The following is a 17,085-nucleotide window of genomic DNA, read 5'->3' on the forward strand; positions in this document are numbered from 1 at the left end:
CATGGGTCGTCATAAATCCAAACCGAATCCCGGCCGCAACACGCGCCTGGCCGACCAGATCCAGAAGGATCTGGCGACCCTGGTGCAGCGCGAGCTCGACGTCGCGCGCGCCGGCCTGATCACGCTCACCGGCGTCGATCTGTCGGCCGACTATGCCCATGCCAAGGTCTACTTCTCCGTGCTGGGCGCCGAACCCGATGTCGCCGCCCAGGCCCTGAACGACAAGGCGGGCTGGTTGCATTCGCAGCTATTCCGCATGCTGCATATCCATACTGTGCCCACCCTGCGTTTCGTCCACGACGCGCAGCTGGCTCGCGGCATCGAACTGACTCAACTGATCGATCGGGCCAACCGTCCCCAGGCGGGCGCTTCGGATATCCCCGAACTCGAAGACCCGGACGGCCAGCCCTGAGGGGGCGGTCGTCACTCATCTGGACGGATTGAACGATGGCTTCCCGACGCGGGCAGATGCTCGACGGAGTCCTGTTGCTGGACAAACCGGAGGGCCTGTCGAGCAACCATGCGCTGCAACGCGCCAAACGCACGGTGGACGCCCGCAAGGCGGGCCACACCGGCACGTTGGACCCATTCGCCACGGGCCTGCTGGTCTGCTGCCTCGGCCGGGCGACGAAGATCTCCGCCGCCATGCTGGAGGCCGACAAGGTCTATGAGGCGACCCTGGCCTTCGGCGAGGAGACCGACAGCGGCGATCTGACGGGGCATGTCACGGCGCGCGCGCCGGAGGATTTTTCCGGCGTGGCCCCCGAGGCGCTGGAAGCCGTGCTGGCCGGATTCAGGGGCGAGATCGAGCAGATCCCGCCCATGGTGTCGGCGCTCAAGCGTGACGGCAAGCCCCTGTATGAATACGCACGCCAGGGAATCGAGCTGGAGCGTCCGCCGCGCCGGATCGTGATCCACGCGCTGGAGCTGCTGGCCTGCGAGGGCCGCAGCGCCCGGGTGCGGGTGCATTGCAGCAAGGGCACCTACGTGCGCACCCTGGCCCAGGACATCGGCCGTCGGCTGGGTTGCCTGGCGCACCTGTCGGCCCTGCGGCGTACCGCGGTCGGGCCGTTTTCGATCGAACAGGCCGTGGGGCTGGAAGCCCTGCAGGCCATGGAAGCGCCGGTGACGGCGCTGATCCCTTTACACGCCTTGCCGGACGGTCTGCGTCCGGCAAGCGTTTCCACCGAGGAAAACACTCTATGAAACGAGCTTTGCGCAACGTGGCCATCATCGCCCACGTGGACCATGGCAAGACCACGCTTGTCGACCAACTGCTGCGGCAGTCCGGCACCTTCCGCGACAACCAGCAGGTGTCCGAGCGGGTCATGGACTCGGGCGACATCGAGCGCGAGCGCGGCATCACGATCCTGGCCAAGAACTGTGCCGTCGAATACGAAGGCACGCACATCAACATCATCGACACCCCGGGCCACGCCGACTTTGGCGGCGAAGTCGAGCGCGTGTTGTCCATGGTGGACGGCGTGCTGCTGCTGGTGGACGCCGTCGAAGGTCCGATGCCGCAGACCCGCTTCGTCACGCGCAAGGCGCTGGCGCTGGGCCTGAAACCCATCGTGGTGGTCAACAAGGTCGACCGCCCGGGCGCGCGCCCCGACTACGTGGTCAACGCCACTTTCGACCTGTTCGACAAGCTGGGCGCGACCGAGGAGCAACTGGACTTTCCGGTGATCTACGCCTCGGGCCTGTCGGGCTATGCCGGGCTGACCGATGACGTGCGCTCCGGCGACATGCGGCCGCTCTTCGAGGCCATCCTGCAGTATGTGCCGCAGCGCGACGACGACGCCGACGGCCCTTTGCAACTGCAGATCATCTCGCTGGACTACAGCAGCTACGTGGGCAAGATCGGCGTGGGTCGCATCAACCGCGGCCGTCTGCGCACCGCCCAGGACGTGGTGGTGAAATTCGGTCCCGATGGCGAGCCGTTCAAGGGCCGCGTCAACCAGGTGCTGAAGTTCAAGGGCCTGGAACGCGAACTGGTGAACGAGGCCGAGGCCGGCGACATCGTACTGATCAACGGCATCGAGGACATCGGCATCGGCTGCACCCTGATGGATCCCGCCGTGCCCGAGGCGCTGCCGATGCTGCGCATCGACGAACCCACCCTGACCATGAACTTCATGGTCAACACCTCGCCCCTGGCCGGCCGCGAAGGCAAGTTCGTCACCAGTCGCCAGCTGCGCGACCGCCTGGACCGCGAACTGAAGTCCAACGTCGCCCTGCGTGTGAACGATACCGATGACGATACCGTGTTCGAGGTCTGCGGCCGGGGCGAACTGCACCTGACCATCCTGCTGGAAAACATGCGCCGCGAAGGCTACGAACTGGCGGTGTCGCGGCCGCGCGTGATGTTCAAGGACATCGACGGCGTGAAATGCGAACCCTACGAACTGCTCACCGTGGACGTGGAAGACACGCACCAGGGCGGCGTGATGGAAGAACTGGGCCGGCGCAAGGGCGACCTGCAGGACATGCAACCCGACGGACGCGGCCGCACCCGTCTGGAATATCGTATCCCGGCGCGCGGCCTGATCGGCTTCCAGAGCGAATTCCTGACCCTGACGCGCGGCACCGGCCTGATGAGCCACATTTTCGACGACTACGCGCCGGTGCGCGAGGGCGGGGTGGGCGAGCGTCGCAACGGCGTGCTGATCAGCCAGGACGACGGCACCGCCGTGGCCTACGCCCTGTGGAAGCTCCAGGAGCGCGGCCGCATGTTCGTGTCGCCCCAGGATCCGGTCTATGAAGGCATGATCATCGGCATCCATTCGCGCGACAACGACCTGGTGGTCAACCCGATCAAGGAAAAGAAGCTGACGAATGTGCGCGCCTCCGGCAAGGACGAGCATATCGACCTGGTGCCGCCCATCGCGCTGAACCTGGAATACGCCGTCGAATTCATCGCCGACGACGAACTGGTCGAGGTCACGCCCAAGTCGATCCGCCTGCGCAAGCGCCATCTGCAAGAGCACGAGCGCCGCCGCAGCCTGCGCGAATCGGCCTGATTCCATCATCGTTCAGACTGGTGAAGACCCCGCCCTATGCGCGGGGATGAGACTGGGCACGGAAAAGTCCCTGCGGACTATTCCGTGCCTGTCGAATCCGGGCCGCTTGCAAACGGCGAGGTCGGAGGCCGGGTTTACCGGGTTTCCGCCCGGATCACGAGGGCCAGCCCGGCCAGCAGCGCGGCCAGGCCGGCATAGGCGGGAGCGCCTGGCCGTTCGCCCACCACCGCCAGTGCCAGCAGGAAGGCGGTGACGGGCTCCATCAGGGCCAGCGACACGCCGGTGGCCGCGCTGATGTCGCGCAGGCCCGTACTGAAGAGCAGGTAGGCGATTCCCGTCGAGGCGATGCCCAGGAAGCCGACCACCAGCCAGCCCGAGACCGTGATCTGCGGCGGCCCGGCCCAGAATCCGGCGGCCGGCAGGGCCAGCAGGGCGCCCACCAGGAATACGCCCAGCGTGGCGACGGCGGGTGTCGAGTGCCGCACCAGTTTCTTGTTCAGCAGGGCGTAGAGCGCATAGGTCAGGCCCGAGGCCAGGCACAGGGCGATGCCCGGCGGATCGGCCTGGATGTCGCCGCCACGTCCGAAGACGAGCAGCACGCCACCGCCCACCGCCAGCAATGTGCCCGCCCACCAGCCCGGGCCGGGGCGCGCGCCGCCGGCCAGTTGCAGCAGGCCGGCCCAGATGGGGCCGCTGCCGATGGCCAGCGCCGTGCCGACGGCCACGCCCGTGGCCTTTACGCCGGCGAAGAACGTCAGGTTGTAGCCCGCCATGCAGGCGCCGGCCCAGGCGGCGCGGCGCCAGTCCAGGCCCGCAAGCTGGCGGGCCAGATGGGGCAGTCCGTTGATCGAACCGGCGCAGACCAGGAAGAAGAGAGCCGCCACCCCCAGGCGCAGGGCGCCCACCCAGTAGGGCGACAGGGCGCCGTCGGAAAAGCTTTGGGCCGTGCCCGTGGTGCCCCACAGCATGCCGGCGCACAACACCAGCAGGATGCCGCGCAGGGGCCGGATGACGGCGGCCGAGGAAGGATTCGGAATCGTGCTCATGCCGACATGATGGCACCATGGCCGCCGGGCTTTTGTCGAGAAACGCTCGCGGTGGACGGCACGTCCGGCCGGGTCGCCGAGCGGGGCCCGCGCAGGGGAATCAGGCGTCGCTCCGGCGCAGCGCGCGGGCCCCGATGCCCCGGTCGCGTCGCAGCGCGTAGGCCAGGGCGCTGCCGGACCCGTAGCCGACCCGGACGGCGGCGAATTCCAGTGTCGCGCCTCGTGCCAGCATGCGGCTGGCGGAGTCCAGCCGCAGGGCGCGCAAATGGTCGCCCGGCGTGCGGCCGGTCAGCTCCAGCAGACGGGCGTGGAAGCGCTGAGGACTCAGGCTGAACAGTCGGGCCATGCGGGCCGTCGGCCAGGGCTCGTGCAGCGCGCAGGACAGCGCGGTATCCAGGCGCGTCAGATCCAGACCCCGGCGCGAGGAGAGTGCCGTGGGCAGACCCAGCAGCAAGGCCAGTTGTTGTCCGGCATCCCCCTGGGCGCCCAGGACGCGGCAGGCGGGCGACAGGGCGAAGCGCCGTAACCGGTCGAGGCCGGCCGATCCGGGCGCGTCGATCACCAGGATGCGGGTGCCGGGGCGCGCGCAATAGGCGTGCCGGGCGCCCGCCGGGATCAACAGGCCGCAGGATGGATCCGTGAACGCGGCATGTCCATCGATCTCCAGCTCCATGCGCCCGGTCAGCGGCGCCATGATCTGCGCGTGGTCATGGGCGTGTACGTGGGCCTGGCCGTCGTAGGTGCGCAGCGTGCTGACCGGTTCGAGGAGCGGCATGGGATCGGGCGGCAATGCGGAGAGGGTAATCGAAGGATCTTACTGCTTAAAATGAAGGACTGGCTCCGTTGCGCGCCGCCGGGCGCCCGGAATGCCACGTTGCGCCCCGCCATGATGCTCTATCTGCACGGATTCCGATCCTCGCCCGATTCCCTCAAGGCCCGCCTGATGGCCGGGGCCATGGCCGAACGCGGCTTGGCGGCCGACTGGCATTGTCCGCAATTGCCCGCCAGCCCGGCGGCGGCGCTGGACCTGGCGCTGGAATGGGCGCGGGACCGCCTGGGCATTGATACCGCCGGCGAGCGTCAGGGCGGCGTGATGCCGGGGGGCGCCGATGCGGCGGCCCGCCTGACCATCGTTGGCTCATCCCTGGGCGGTTTCTATGCCACTTGGCTGGCCGAACGCCTGGGCTGCCGCGCCGTGCTGCTCAACCCTGTCGTCCATGCGGCGCGCGATCTGGCGACCCAGGTCGGTTCGCATCGTACTTTCCATGGAGACGAACCCTTCGAATTCCTGCCAGGCTATGTGGACGAACTGGCGCACGCCGAGGCCGACATCCCGGTCCTGACGCGACCCGAACGCTATTTCCTGCTGGCCGCCACCGGCGACGAGGTCCTGGACTGGCGGGAAATGCGGGATCGCTTCGCGGGCAGTCGCCAGCGCATCATCGAAGGCGGCGATCACGGCATTTCGGATTTCGCCGACTGGCTGCCTGACGTGCTGGAGTTCGCCCTGGACGGCCCCGAACAAGACGCGCCAGGCCGTCGCGTCGTCACCGGCGGCTGGACCGATCTGGGCGCCGAGGCCGGCCGCATCCGCCTTGAAGTCTTCGTCGAGGAACAGAAGGTGCCGCTGGAAGAAGAACTGGATGCCCGCGACGCGCAGTGCCTGCACGCCATCGCCTATGACGCCGACGGCCGGGCCATGGGCACCGGCCGGCTGCTGCCCGACGGCCACATCGGCCGCATGGCCGTGCGCAAACCCTGGCGCGGCCAGGGCGTCGGCTCGCTCCTGTTGACCGCGCTGATGGATGCGGCGCGCCGCCGGGGCGACGCTGAGGTCGTGCTGGACGCACAACTGCAAGCCCGGCCTTTCTACGCCCGTCACGGCTTCGTGGAAGAGGGCGAAACCTTCATGGACGCGGGGATCCCGCATCGGGTGATGCGGTTGCGGTTTTAAAGCCTTACTTCAGGTTGCCCGACAGGAACTGCCGCAGCCGGGGGCTTTGCGGGTTGTCGAACAGATCGGCCGGCGGGCCGACTTCCTCGGCCACGCCCTGGTGCAGGAACATGACCTGGGACGCCAGGTTGCGCGCGAACCCCATTTCGTGGGTGACGACCAGCATGGTCCGGCCTTCTTCAGCGAGCTTCTGCATGACCTTCAGCACTTCGCCCACCAGTTCAGGGTCCAGGGCGGACGTGGGTTCGTCGAACAGCATGACTTCGGGCTCCATGGCCAGGGCGCGGGCGATCGCCACGCGCTGCTGCTGGCCGCCCGACAGGGACGAGGGATACTGGGTCTCGACCTTGGGGTCCAGGCCGACCTTGGCCAGATAGTGACGGGCGCGCTCGACGGCCTCGGCCCGGCTCAGCTTGAGCACCTGGATCGGGGCTTCGATCACGTTGCCCAGCACGTTCATGTGCGCCCACAGATTGAAATGCTGAAACACCATCGCCAGCTTGGAACGCAGGCGACGCAGCTGATCCAGGTCGGCGGCATGGGGTTCGCCGTGCTTGTCGTGCACGATCTTCAGCAGTTCGCCGTTCAGCGACACCGAGCCCTGATTGGGTTTCTCCAGGAAATTGATGCAGCGCAGGAAGGTCGATTTGCCCGAGCCGCTGGAGCCCAGGATGCAGATCACGTCGCCGGCGTTGGCCGTGAGCGAGACGCCCTTGAGGACCTCGTTGTCGCCGTAGCGCTTGTGGATGTTGATGACGTCGAGTTTGGACATGGCGATGAGTATGGACGGGCTCTAGCGGTGGGTGCCCAGGTAGGCCAGCGTGCGGCGCTCGAACCGGCGGAACAGCCCGATCAGCGCGAACGACAGGCACAGGTAGAGCAGGGCGGCGAGCCCGTAGGAAGCGAAGGTCTGGTAGGTGGCCGAATTGGCGTCGCGGGCGACTTTCAGGATGTCGGGCACGGTGGCGGTGAAAGCCAGGGACGTGGCATGCAGCATCAGGATGACCTCGTTGCTGTATGCCGGCAGCGCGCGGCGCAGGGCCGAGGGCAGGATCACCCGGCGGTACATGGCGAAGCGCGTCATGCCGTAGGCGCGCGCGGCTTCGATTTCGCCCGCGCTGGTGGCGCGGATGGCGCCGGCGAAAATCTCGGTCGTGTAGGCCACGGTGTTCAGCGTCAGGGCCAGCACCAGGCAGTTGAAGCCGCTCTGGAAGAACGCCGCCAGGGGCGGCGTGCCCTTGATGAAATCCAGGCTGTAGATGCCGGCGTAAATGAACAGGATCTGTACGTACAGCGGGGTGCCCCGGAAGACGTAGCTGAACGCCCACAGCGGGATCGACAGCCAGCGGCGCGAGGACACCCGGGCCACGGCCAGACCGATGGAGATGAAGAAGCCCATCGACACCGACAGGACCAGCAGCCACAGGGTGACGGCCATCCCGGAGGCGCTGCCGTTGCTGGCGTACAGGTAGGCGCGCCAGAATTGGTCGAGTACGTCGATCATAGCTGCGCCTTGCGCACGCCCACGCTGTAGCGCCGGTCCAGCCAGTACAGGATGCCGTTGGACAGGGTGGTGAGGGCCAGGTAGATCAGGCCGGTCAGGCTGATGAACAGGAACACCCGGAAGGTGACGTTGCCGGCGTCCTGGGCGACCTTGACCAGGTCGGACAGGCCGATCAGCGACACCAGGGCGGTGGATTTCAGCAGAACCTGCCAGTTGTTGCCGATGCCGGGCAGGGCATGGCGCATCATCTGCGGGAACAGGACGCGGCGGAAGATCTGGAACTCGCGCATGCCGTAGGCCGTGGCGGCTTCCATTTGGCCGTACGGCACGGCCATGAAGGCGCCCCGGAAGGTCTCGGCGAAATAGGCGCCGTAGATGAAGCCCAGCGTCAGCACCCCGGCCCCGAAGGGATCGATGTCGATCGGGTCCAGTCCGACCAGATCGGTCAGGTTGTTCAGGTAGATCTGCATGCTGAAGAAGATCAGCAGCATCAGCACCAGGTCCGGCACGCCGCGGATGAGGGTGGTGTAGGCCGTGGCGGCCAGGCGCGCCCCCCAGGAGGAAGAGAGCTTGGCCCAGGCACCCAGCAGCCCCAGCCCCACGGCCACGGCCAGGGACAGCAACGCCAGCTTGATGGTGACCCAGGTCCCCGCCAGCAGCAGGGGGCCGTAGCCGTCTAGAAACATGGAAATCGGGGAAGGACGGAAGGGCGGGACGTCCCGGCTCGCGCGCCGGAACGGCCCCGCCCGGATTGGGATGGGCCGGCCGCGCGGTCAGGCGACATCGCGCGGCGGGCGCGGGATCACTGGGCGGGGAACTGGATCAGGCCCTCGGCGAAGTATTTCTTCGCGTAGCCCTGGAGGGTGCCGTCGGCCAGCATGGCCTTGAGCACCTTGTCCACGTCGGCCTTGAGCGCGTTGCCCTTGCGGATGCCCATGGCGATGGGTTCGTTCAGGATCGGATCGTCCAGCGTCATGGCGGCGAGCTCGTAGCCGGCGCCCTCGGGCTTGTTCAGGAAACCGTCGACTGCGCTCTGGGCTTCCTGGAAGGTGGCGTCCAGGCGGCCGGCCGTGACGTCCACGTAGGCGTTCGTGTAGCTGGGATAGGCGACGACCTCGACGCCTTTGGGCGCCCAGTGCTTGCGGGCGTAGGTTTCCATCGTGGTGCCCTGCTGGACGCCGACGCGCTTGCCCTTCAGGGATTCGGCGGTGGGTTCCAGGCCGCTGCCTTTCTTGACCATCAGCTTGACCGGCACGATGTACATGGGCGTGGAGAAGTCGATGACCTTCTTGCGCGCCTCGGTGGCGGTCATGGTGGAATTGGCCAGGTCGAACTTGCGTGCCTGCAGGCCGGGGATCAGGCTGTCGAACGATTGGTCGATCCACACGCAGGTGCGGTTCAGCCGCTTGCAGAGCTCGTTGCCGATGTCGATGTCGAAGCCCTCGAGCTGGCCGTTGGGATTGCGGTATTCGAACGGCGGGTAGCCGGCTTCGGTGGCGATCTTGAGTTCCTTGGCGTCGGCGGCGTTGCCGACGGCGGGGATCAGGCCGGCCGCGATCAGCAGCGCGGCGCCAAGCAGGGTGGTTTTCATCGTGTGTTCTCCTGGGGGGCCGGGCGGCGGGTAGCGCCGGCCGACGGTGACAAGGCGTGATGTTAACCCAGGTTCTTGCCGGGGCGCATCAAGCATTACCCCTACAAGAACCCCCGCGGGTGCTGGCGCGCGGCGGGCATCCGCGGGCTCAGGTCGGCAGCGCGGGCTCGCGTTGCTGCTCGATCTGGGCGGCTTCCTGGATGAGGCGGACGACTTCATCGATGTCGTCGGTGACCAGCAGCAGGTCGAGGTCGAAGGGACCGATCATGCCGTGGGTCAGCAACTGGTCGCGGACCCATTCCACCAGGCCGGACCAGAAGGCCTTGCCCACGAGGATGATTGGGGCGGGCGGCTGTTTCATCGTCTGAACCAGCGTGATGGCCTCGAACAGTTCGTCCAGCGTGCCGAAGCCGCCGGGCAGCACCACATAAGCCAGGCTGTGCATGAAGAACGAGGCCTTGCGCGAGTTGAAGTATTCGAATTGCAGGCTGTCGGTCTGGTAGGAATTGTCGGTCTTTTCGCGCGGCAGGCGGATGTTCAGGCCGACGCTGCGCCCGCCGGCCTCGAAGGCGCCGCGGTTGGCGGCTTCCATCAGGCCGGGGCCGCCGCCGGCGATCACCGGCAGGCCGAGCTGGGCGATGCGCGCGCCCAGTTCCATGCCCTGGGTGTAGAAAGGGTGGCCGGGGGGAATCCGGGCACTGCCGAAGAGGCTGACTCCCAGGCCGATTTTCTGGAAGGCCTGAGCCGCCGCGCGCATCTCTGCAATAATCGTGGGGATCTGTTGTTCGGCCGAAACGCGTTTTGTCTTATTGTCCGTCATGAAAAAAACCTTGTTGCTCGTGGATGGGTCCAGCTACCTGTACCGCGCCTATCATGCGATGCCCGATCTGCGCAATGCGCGCGGCGAACCCACCGGAGCCCTGTATGGCGTCATCTCCATGTTACGGAGGCTGTTGCTGGATTACAAGGACGTGGCCACCCATGGCGCCTGCGTGTTCGATGCGCCCGGCGGCTCGTTCCGGGAAACGATCTACCCCGACTACAAGGCCCACCGGCCATCGATGCCGGAAGACCTGCGGGCACAGATCGAGCCGATCCATCAAGCCGCCGCCGCACTGGGCTGGACCGTGATCGTGGCGCCGGGCGTGGAAGCCGACGACATCATCGGCACCCTGTCGCGCCGGGCGGGCGAAAGCGGCTTTTATACCATCATTTCGACAGGCGACAAGGATCTGGCCCAACTGGTCGACGATCGTGTGGAACTGATCAACACCATGTCGGGCGAGCGCCAGGACCGCGAGGGCGTGATTCGCAAGTTCGGCGTGCCGCCCGAGCGCATCGTCGATTATCTGATGCTGACCGGCGATGCGGTGGACAATGTGCCGGGCGTGGCCAAGGTCGGCCCGAAGACCGCCGCCAAGTGGCTGAACGAATACGGCGATATCGACACGCTGGTCGCCCGGGCCGACGAAATCCGCGGCGTGGCGGGGGAAAACCTGCGCGCGGCGGCGCCCCGCTTTCCCATGACGCGGGACTTGCTGACTGTCCGGCTCGATTGCGAACTGCAGGCGCAGTGGGAGCCGGCCGAGCTGGACCTGCGGACGCCGGATCATGACGCGTTGGTCGCGCTGTACGAAGCCTATGGCTTCCGGACCTGGCTGCGCGAGGAAACCGGCGAGCCGGATCGCATTCCGGAACAGGACGCCCGAGCCCCCCGCGAGGCGCCTGCCGCGCCGGACGGCGTGCGGTACGAAACCATCCTCGACGAGGCGGCACTGGATGATTGGGTGGCGCGGCTTCGGGCCGCGCCTCTGGCGGCCCTGGATACGGAAACCACCAGCCTGGACCCCATGGTGGCCCGCCTGGTGGGGGTGTCGTTCGCCATCGAGCCCGGCCGCGCCGCCTATGTGCCGGTGGGCCATCGCGCGCCGGGCACGCCCGACCAGCTGGACCGCGCGCTGGTGCTTGAACGCCTGCGTCCCTGGCTGGAGGACCCGGCCGCGTCCAAGCTGCTGCACCATGCCAAGTACGACGCCCACGTGTTCGCCAACGAGGGCGTCGAACTGCGCGGGGTGCGGCACGACACCATGTTGCAGGCCTATGTGCTGCAGTCCCACCGGCGCGTGAATCTGCAGGATCTGTGCAGCCAGTGGCTGGGGCTGACGGGCACGACCTACGAGGCTCTGTGTGGCAAGGGCGCGCGCCAGATAGGTTTCGACGAGGTCGCGCTGGATCAGGCCGCGCATTACGCCGCCGAGGACGCCGATTTCACGCTGCGCCTGCACCAGGTGCTGTACCCGAAGGTCCGGGCCGAGGCCGGGCTGGACCGGATCTACGCGCTCGAGATCCGCGCTTCCGACGTGCTGACGCGCATCGAGCGCAACGGCGTGGCCATCGACGCCAAGGTGCTGGCGGCGCAAAGCCATGAACTGGGTCGGCAGATGATCGACCTGGAAGCCCAGGCCCATGCCCTGGCGGGCCAGCCCTTCAATCTGAATTCGCCCAAGCAGTTGGGCGAGATCCTGTTCCAGCGCATGCAGCTGCCCGTGCTGCGCAAGACAGCGAGCGGCGCGCCGTCCACCGATGAGGAGGTCCTGACCCGACTGGCGCAGGACTATCCCCTGCCGCGCCTGCTGCTCGACTATCGCGGCATCGCCAAGCTCAAATCCACCTATACCGACAAGCTGCCGCGCATGATCGATCCGCGCACCGGCCGGGTGCACACGCGCTACGCCCAGGCGGCCGTGGTGACGGGGCGGCTGGCCTCGTCCGACCCGAATCTGCAGAACATCCCCGTGCGCACGGCCGAGGGCCGCCGCGTGCGATCGGCCTTCGTGTCCAGCCTGGGCAAGATCGTGTCGGCCGACTACTCGCAGATCGAACTGCGCGTGATGGCCCACGTGTCGGGCGACGAGAATCTGCGTCGGGCTTTCGCCCAGGGACTGGACATCCACCGCGCCACGGCGGCCGAGGTCTTCGGCCTGCCGCCGGACCAGGTCGACGCGGAACATCGCCGGGCGGCCAAGGCGATCAATTTCGGGCTGATCTACGGCATGGGCGAATTCGGCCTGGCGAGCAACCTGGGCATCACGCGGGCGGCCGCCAAGTCCTACATCGACCGCTATTTCATGCGCTATCCGGGCGTGGCCGACTACATGGACCGCGTGCGCCGTCAGGCCCGTGAACAGGGCTACGTGGAAACCGTCTTCGGACGCCGCCTGTATTTCCCCGAACTGGCCGGCGCCAAGGGGCCGCGCGCCGCCGCAGCCGAACGCGCCGCCATCAACGCGCCCATGCAGGGTACGGCGGCCGACCTCATCAAGATGGCCATGGTGGCGGTCCAGGACTGGCTGGACGCCGAGGGTCTGCGCAGTCTGATGGTGATGCAGGTGCATGACGAACTGGTGTTCGACGCGGCCGAGGACGAGGTCGAGGTCTTGCGCGAACGCGTGCCGGCGCTGATGGCGGGCGTGGCGGAACTGGCGGTGCCGTTGGTCGCCGAGGTCGGCGTCGGTCCGGACTGGGGCGCCGCGCACTGACCGCGATCCGTCACTCCGAGTCGCGCAGCCGGTTGGGGCGCAGTTCGCCGTGGCGGTCCAGGATGGGGTAGGCCGCCGCGTTGACCAGGCAGGCATTCACCCCGCTCGCGTCGCGCAGGATCTCCAGGTAGAAGGCGCCGACGTCGGCGACGTCGATGCGGCCGGTCTTGATGTGGTCCAGGTGACGCTCGGCCGCCCGCGCCTCGAGGGCGCGGAAGTGCTCTTTCTCGAAGGCCAGGGCGCGGGCGGCCACCCGATCGCCCGAGACGAACAGGGCGGCGGCCTGGCGCAGGTTGCGCTGCAGCCGTTCCAGGACTTCGGCCAGTTCGGCCTGCTGCTCGGGGTCCAGCGTCCAGTGCTTCTTGTGCAGCCGGCTGGCGTGGCCCAGCAGGCCCATGCCGGACACGTCGGCGGCGTGGGCGATGTTCATGGAAAAGGTCAGGATGGACTTCAGGTATTGCACGTCGTCGGCGCTCAGGCCTTCCTGGTCCTGGGTCGCCAGATAGGCGGTCACCGACCGGTCCAGCTGGCTGATGGCGCTGTTCAGGTAACGGGCCTGGCCGTTGGCCCGGGGGTCTTCGCGCAGCAGGGCTTCTCCGGTCAGCCGCAGCGATTCGCGCAGCAGGTCCGTCAGTCTCAGCGCTTCGCGGGCGGCCTGGCCCAGGGCGACGGCCGGGACTTCGCGGGCGGACTCGTCCAGGTACTGGGGGCGGGCGGGGTCGTGCGGGTCGACGCGCGGTGGAAGCAGCCGCTGCAGCAGCCGCGCGTAAGGCCGCAGCGCGGGCATGAAGCAGGCGGCCACCGTCAGGTTGAACAGCAGGTGAAAATTCGCCACACCATGGGCGGCATCGCCCAGTCCGGCCATGAGGGTCCCCGCCCAGGGCAGCAGGGCCAGGCCCAGCAGGCAGCCGGCGACGCGTGTGCCCAGATTGCCCATGGGCACGCGGCGGGATGCGGGATTGCCGTCGCCGCCGCTTTCCAGAACCGGATTGATGGCGGTGCCCAGGTTGGCGCCCAGCACCAGTGCATAGGCCAGTTCAGGCGTGACCAGGCCGTGATGGGCGAGCGACATGATCAGCACGACCACGGCGACGCTGGAATGCGAGGCCCAGGTCAGCGCCGCGCTGGCCGCCAGGGCGATCACCGGCGCGCCGGCGAGCGCAAGCAGGGCGCCGCCCAGCAGGGGCGCGTCCCGCAGCGGCTCGAACAGGGTCACCAGTTCGTGCAGGGCCAGAAGAAGCAGGCCCAGGCCGATCAGGGCCCGGCCCAGGTCACGGGCCCGGCCCGGCTCGTAGTGGCGGAACATCCACACACCGACGAGCACGAGGCCGGGCGCCAGAGCCGTCGGGTCGAAGGACAGCGCCTGGACGATCAGGGTGGTGCCGACGTTGGCGCCCAGCATGGCCGCCAGGCCCGGAACCAGCGGCACCAGCCCGTCCAGAGCGAAGCCGGTGATCATCAGCCCGGTGGCCGTGCTGCTCTGGATGGCGGCGGTGATCATCAGTCCGGTGCCGAAGGCGCGCGAGGGCGATCCCATGGCGCGACCCATCCACAGGCCCAGCGTTTTGCCGAAGGCCCGTTGTACGCCGGTCTGGACCATGTGCACACCCCACAGCAGCAGGGCGACGAAGCCGCCGAAGGCGATCAGGACCTGGAATTCGCGCACATCCGGCCCGCCCGGCTCAGGCCGTCTGCCGGCGCAGGGCCTCGATGCGTCGTTCGATGGGCGGATGCGAGGCGAACAGCGCGCCGAGCGCGCCGCCCGCGATGCCGGAGGCGGCGAAGGACTTGGGCAGTTCGCCGGCTTCGACCCCGCCCAGGCGGGCGAGCGCCCGGATCATGGGCTCGCGCGCGCCCATCAGCCGGGCCGAGCCCGCGTCGGCGCGGAACTCCCGCTGGCGTGAGAACCAGGCGACGATGATGGAGGCGAGCACCCCGAAGAGGATTTCGCATACAAACACGCTGGCGTAGTAACCGATGCCGACATCGCGCTCGTTCTTGAGCACGGCGCGATCGATGAAGTAGCCGACGATGCGCGACAGGAAAATGACGAAGGTGTTGACGACGCCCTGGATCAGGGTGAGGGTCACCATGTCGCCGTTGGCGACGTGGGAGACTTCATGGCCCAGCACGGCGGCGACTTCTTCTTCGGTCATGGACGAGAGCAGGCCGGTGGACACCGCCACCAGGGCATCGTTGCGGAAAGCCCCCGTGGCGAAGGCGTTGGGCGCACCTTCGTAGATGGCGACTTCCGGGTGGCCGATGCCGGCCCGGTCGGCCAACTGGTGCACGGTGGCGACCAGCCAGGCCTCGCGCTGGTCGCGCGGTCGTTGGGGATCGATCACCCGGGCGCCGGTGCTGGACTTGGCCATCCATTTGCTCATCAGCAATGAGATGAATGAGCCGGTGAAACCCAGCACCGCCGAAAACACCAGCAGCGCGGCCGGATCGATGCCGTTGGCCGTCAGGTAGCGGCCGACGCCCAGGATGTTCATGGTGATGCTCAGCACCAGCATGACCGCCATGTTGGTGACGAGGAACAGGATGATTCTTTTCATGTGGGGGCGAAGCTCCGCAGGAAGGGAACAATGATGTCCAAAGTGTATAGTATCGGCTTCCGGTTGGTATCACTGTCTTTGGTGACGCATGCAGTCTTTGTGGATGTTGCTGGCCTGCGCCATGTTCGCCATGATGGGGGCCTTCGTGAAGGTCGCCGCCGACTTTGGCGCCACTCTGCCGGAAATCGTCCTGTTCCGGGGCATTCCTTCCGTCCTGCTGCTGTATTTCTGGGCGCGCTCCACGCGTCGCACGATCCGCCCGTCCAGTTGGCGCCTGCACATCTGGCGCAATCTCAGCGGCATCATGTCTATGTGGCTGGGTTTCTTCGCATTGTCCCATCTGACACTGCCCACGGCCGTCAGCCTGAACTACACGGCGCCGCTGTTCATCGCGGGCTGGATGCTGTGCTTCGGCGGCGCCCAGCGCGATCCGGTGCGCGTGCTGGCCGTGCTGGCGGGCTTCCTGGGGGTGCTGGGCGTGCTGCGCCCCAGCATCCAGCACGATCAGTGGCTCGCGGCCCTGATGGGGCTGGGAGCGGGCGGGCTGGCGGCGATCGCCATGATGCAGGTCCGCCAGCTGGGCCAGGTCGGCGAGCCTGAATGGCGCACGGTGCTGCTGTTTTCGCTGGGCGTCTGCGCGAGCGGCCTGGGCGGCATCGCGTTTCAGGGCTGGCGCACGAGCGATCCCCTGGCTTTGCTGGCCCTGGTCGGGCTGGGCCTGGCGGGATTGGTCGGCCAATTGGCCATGACCCGGGCTTTCGGCCTGGGATCTACCCTGTTGACGGCCGCGCTGCAGTACGTGACCATCATCTTTGCCGCCCTGATCGGCGTCCTGTTCTGGGGCGACCGGCCTGCGCCTCTGGCCTGGGCCGGCATGGCCTTGATCATCGGATCCGGTCTGCTGTCGGTCTGGCGCACTTACACCGAGGCCCGCGCGCTGCGGGGCGACGGCCGCGCGGCGCCGCCAGCGGGCCCAGGCTTTTCCACAAAGGAGGTAACCCCGTCATGACCGCTTTGCTGATTCAGCCCGAGGCCTTGCGCGACCGCCTGGCCCGTCCGGGCTGCCTGGTTTTCGACGTGCGCCACGATCTGGCGGACCATCAGGCGGGCCGGCGGGCCTACGAATCGGGCCATGTGCCCGGGGCGCTGTACCTGGACCATGAAACTCAGCTGTGCGCGCTCAAGACCGGACGCAACGGCCGCCATCCCCTGCCGGACCGCGCCGATTTCGCCGCCCTGATGCGGGCGCAGGGCCTGACGGCCCGCTCCGACGTGGTGGTCTACGACGCCGGCAACGCCATGTTCGCGGCCCATCTGTGGTGGATGCTGCGCTGGCTGGGGCACGAATCCGTCGCGGTTCTGGACGGGGGGTGGACCACCTGGCAGGCGACAGGCGGGGCGGTCGAGACTGGCGCGCGCGCGCCCGCACTCAACGAAGCCCAGGCGATCCAGGGGCTCGCGCCTTCGGGCAAACCGTCCATGCCCGTGGTTGACGCCCGCGCCGTCCTGGCCAACCTGGACGAGCCGCGCTTCACGGTGCTGGATGCGCGCGCGCCGGAACGTTTCAGCGGCACGGTCGAACCCATCGATCCGGTGGGGGGGCACATCCCGGGCGCCCTGAACCGGCCGTTCGCCCAAAACCTCGGGTCGGACGGGCGTTTCAAGCCGGCCAGCGAATTGCGGGCGGAATTCGAGTTCCTGCTTGGAGACCGGCTGGACCGCGGCATTGTCCACCAGTGCGGCTCGGGCATCACCGCCTGCCACAACCTGTTCGCCATGGAACTGGCCGGTCTGCGCGGCTCCGCCCTGTACCCGGGTTCCTGGAGCGAATGGTGCGCCGATTCCTCCAGGCCGGTGGCGCGCGACTGAT

16 protein-coding genes and 1 pseudogene are annotated in these 17,085 nt (G+C 67.8%); 8 read left to right on the forward strand and 9 right to left on the reverse strand.

The features are described 5' to 3' along the window. The first annotated feature begins 1 nt into the window (after window position 1). From rbfA to typA, 3 genes are read left to right on the forward strand one after another with little or no spacing between them, the layout of a single operon-like run. Entirely contained in the window at window positions 2–412 is a 411-nt protein-coding gene (gene rbfA, locus O4H32_RS07925) for a 30S ribosome-binding factor RbfA (protein WP_269358048.1), read from the forward strand. Window positions 413–447: 35 nt separating this feature from the next. Then, window positions 448–1,206: a tRNA pseudouridine(55) synthase TruB gene (gene truB / locus O4H32_RS07930; protein ID WP_269358049.1), complete on the forward strand. Its 759-nt coding sequence runs from the start codon at window positions 448–450 to the stop codon at window positions 1,204–1,206. Next, window positions 1,203–3,023, forward strand: coding sequence for a translational GTPase TypA (gene typA / locus O4H32_RS07935; protein ID WP_269358050.1), 1,821 nt, complete (start codon window positions 1,203–1,205; stop codon window positions 3,021–3,023). Before truB ends, typA begins: the two co-directional genes overlap by 4 nt. Before the next feature lie 134 nt (window positions 3,024–3,157). Here typA and O4H32_RS07940 read toward each other — a convergent pair whose 3' ends face one another. Both O4H32_RS07940 and O4H32_RS07945 read right to left on the reverse strand, forming a co-directional pair. Next, complete coding sequence (locus O4H32_RS07940) at window positions 3,158–4,069, reverse strand: DMT family transporter (RefSeq protein WP_269358051.1); 912 nt, start codon at window positions 4,067–4,069, stop codon at window positions 3,158–3,160. A 100-nt stretch (window positions 4,070–4,169) separates the two neighbouring features. After that, a complete protein-coding gene (locus tag O4H32_RS07945) occupies window positions 4,170–4,844 on the reverse strand; it encodes a helix-turn-helix domain-containing protein (protein WP_269358052.1) in 675 nt (224 codons plus the stop codon). Between the two features lie 111 nt (window positions 4,845–4,955). Between O4H32_RS07945 and O4H32_RS07950 the strand changes: the two are divergent. Both O4H32_RS07950 and O4H32_RS07955 read left to right on the forward strand, forming a co-directional pair. Next, a pseudogene (locus O4H32_RS07950) lies at window positions 4,956–5,588 on the forward strand (YqiA/YcfP family alpha/beta fold hydrolase); the annotation flags it as partial. Continuing rightward, entirely contained in the window at window positions 5,562–6,023 is a 462-nt protein-coding gene (locus O4H32_RS07955; RefSeq protein ID WP_269358177.1) for a GNAT family N-acetyltransferase, read from the forward strand. The pseudogene O4H32_RS07950 and the gene O4H32_RS07955, both read left to right, overlap by 27 nt. Window positions 6,024–6,027: 4 nt before the next feature. On the opposite strand, the gene O4H32_RS07960 is transcribed toward O4H32_RS07955, so the two are convergent. From O4H32_RS07960 to O4H32_RS07980, 5 genes are all read right to left on the reverse strand, one after another. Then, window positions 6,028–6,795 carry an ABC transporter ATP-binding protein gene (locus O4H32_RS07960; RefSeq protein ID WP_269358053.1) on the reverse strand — a complete coding sequence of 256 codons (768 nt, stop codon included), beginning with the start codon at window positions 6,793–6,795 and terminating at the stop codon, window positions 6,028–6,030. 21 nt (window positions 6,796–6,816) lie between these two features. Next, on the reverse strand, window positions 6,817–7,527 hold the full coding sequence (gene hisM, locus O4H32_RS07965; protein ID WP_269358054.1) for a histidine ABC transporter permease HisM: 711 nt from the start codon (window positions 7,525–7,527) through the stop codon (window positions 6,817–6,819). Further along, on the reverse strand, window positions 7,524–8,213 hold the full coding sequence (locus O4H32_RS07970; RefSeq protein WP_269358055.1) for an ABC transporter permease: 690 nt from the start codon (window positions 8,211–8,213) through the stop codon (window positions 7,524–7,526). The genes hisM and O4H32_RS07970 overlap by 4 nt, the downstream gene beginning before the upstream one ends. A 116-nt stretch (window positions 8,214–8,329) precedes the next feature. Then, window positions 8,330–9,118 carry a transporter substrate-binding domain-containing protein gene (locus O4H32_RS07975; protein ID WP_269358056.1) on the reverse strand — a complete coding sequence of 263 codons (789 nt, stop codon included), beginning with the start codon at window positions 9,116–9,118 and terminating at the stop codon, window positions 8,330–8,332. 148 nt (window positions 9,119–9,266) lie between these two features. After that, window positions 9,267–9,938, reverse strand: coding sequence for an LOG family protein (locus O4H32_RS07980; RefSeq protein ID WP_269358057.1), 672 nt, complete (start codon window positions 9,936–9,938; stop codon window positions 9,267–9,269). Between O4H32_RS07980 and polA the strand changes: the two genes are divergently transcribed. Further along, window positions 9,937–12,657 (forward strand): DNA polymerase I, encoded by a 2,721-nt coding sequence (gene polA / locus O4H32_RS07985; RefSeq protein ID WP_269358058.1) that lies wholly within the window; start codon window positions 9,937–9,939, stop codon window positions 12,655–12,657. The two genes, O4H32_RS07980 and polA, sit on opposite strands and share 2 nt — an antisense overlap. 10 nt (window positions 12,658–12,667) lie before the next feature. On the opposite strand, the gene O4H32_RS07990 is transcribed toward polA, so the two are convergent. Both O4H32_RS07990 and htpX read right to left on the reverse strand, forming a co-directional pair. Then, window positions 12,668–14,323 carry a Na/Pi cotransporter family protein gene (locus O4H32_RS07990; RefSeq protein ID WP_269358059.1) on the reverse strand — a complete coding sequence of 552 codons (1,656 nt, stop codon included), beginning with the start codon at window positions 14,321–14,323 and terminating at the stop codon, window positions 12,668–12,670. A gap of 16 nt (window positions 14,324–14,339) precedes the next feature. After that, the gene (gene htpX, locus O4H32_RS07995) at window positions 14,340–15,215 is read right to left on the reverse strand and encodes a protease HtpX (RefSeq protein ID WP_269358060.1); all 876 of its coding nucleotides are present in this window, start codon (window positions 15,213–15,215) and stop codon (window positions 14,340–14,342) included. A gap of 88 nt (window positions 15,216–15,303) precedes the next feature. Between htpX and O4H32_RS08000 the strand changes: the two genes are divergently transcribed. Together O4H32_RS08000 and O4H32_RS08005 are read left to right on the forward strand one after the other, a co-directional pair. Next, the gene (locus O4H32_RS08000) at window positions 15,304–16,224 is read left to right on the forward strand and encodes a DMT family transporter (protein WP_269358061.1); all 921 of its coding nucleotides are present in this window, start codon (window positions 15,304–15,306) and stop codon (window positions 16,222–16,224) included. Then, the gene (locus O4H32_RS08005) at window positions 16,221–17,084 is read left to right on the forward strand and encodes a sulfurtransferase (protein ID WP_269358062.1); all 864 of its coding nucleotides are present in this window, start codon (window positions 16,221–16,223) and stop codon (window positions 17,082–17,084) included. Before O4H32_RS08000 ends, O4H32_RS08005 begins: the two co-directional genes overlap by 4 nt. The last annotated feature ends 1 nt before the right edge of the window (window position 17,085 follow it).

Origin of the sequence: Castellaniella denitrificans, from assembly GCF_027214045.1 — a bacterium.
Classification (GTDB): domain Bacteria; phylum Pseudomonadota; class Gammaproteobacteria; order Burkholderiales; family Burkholderiaceae_B; genus Castellaniella; species Castellaniella denitrificans_A.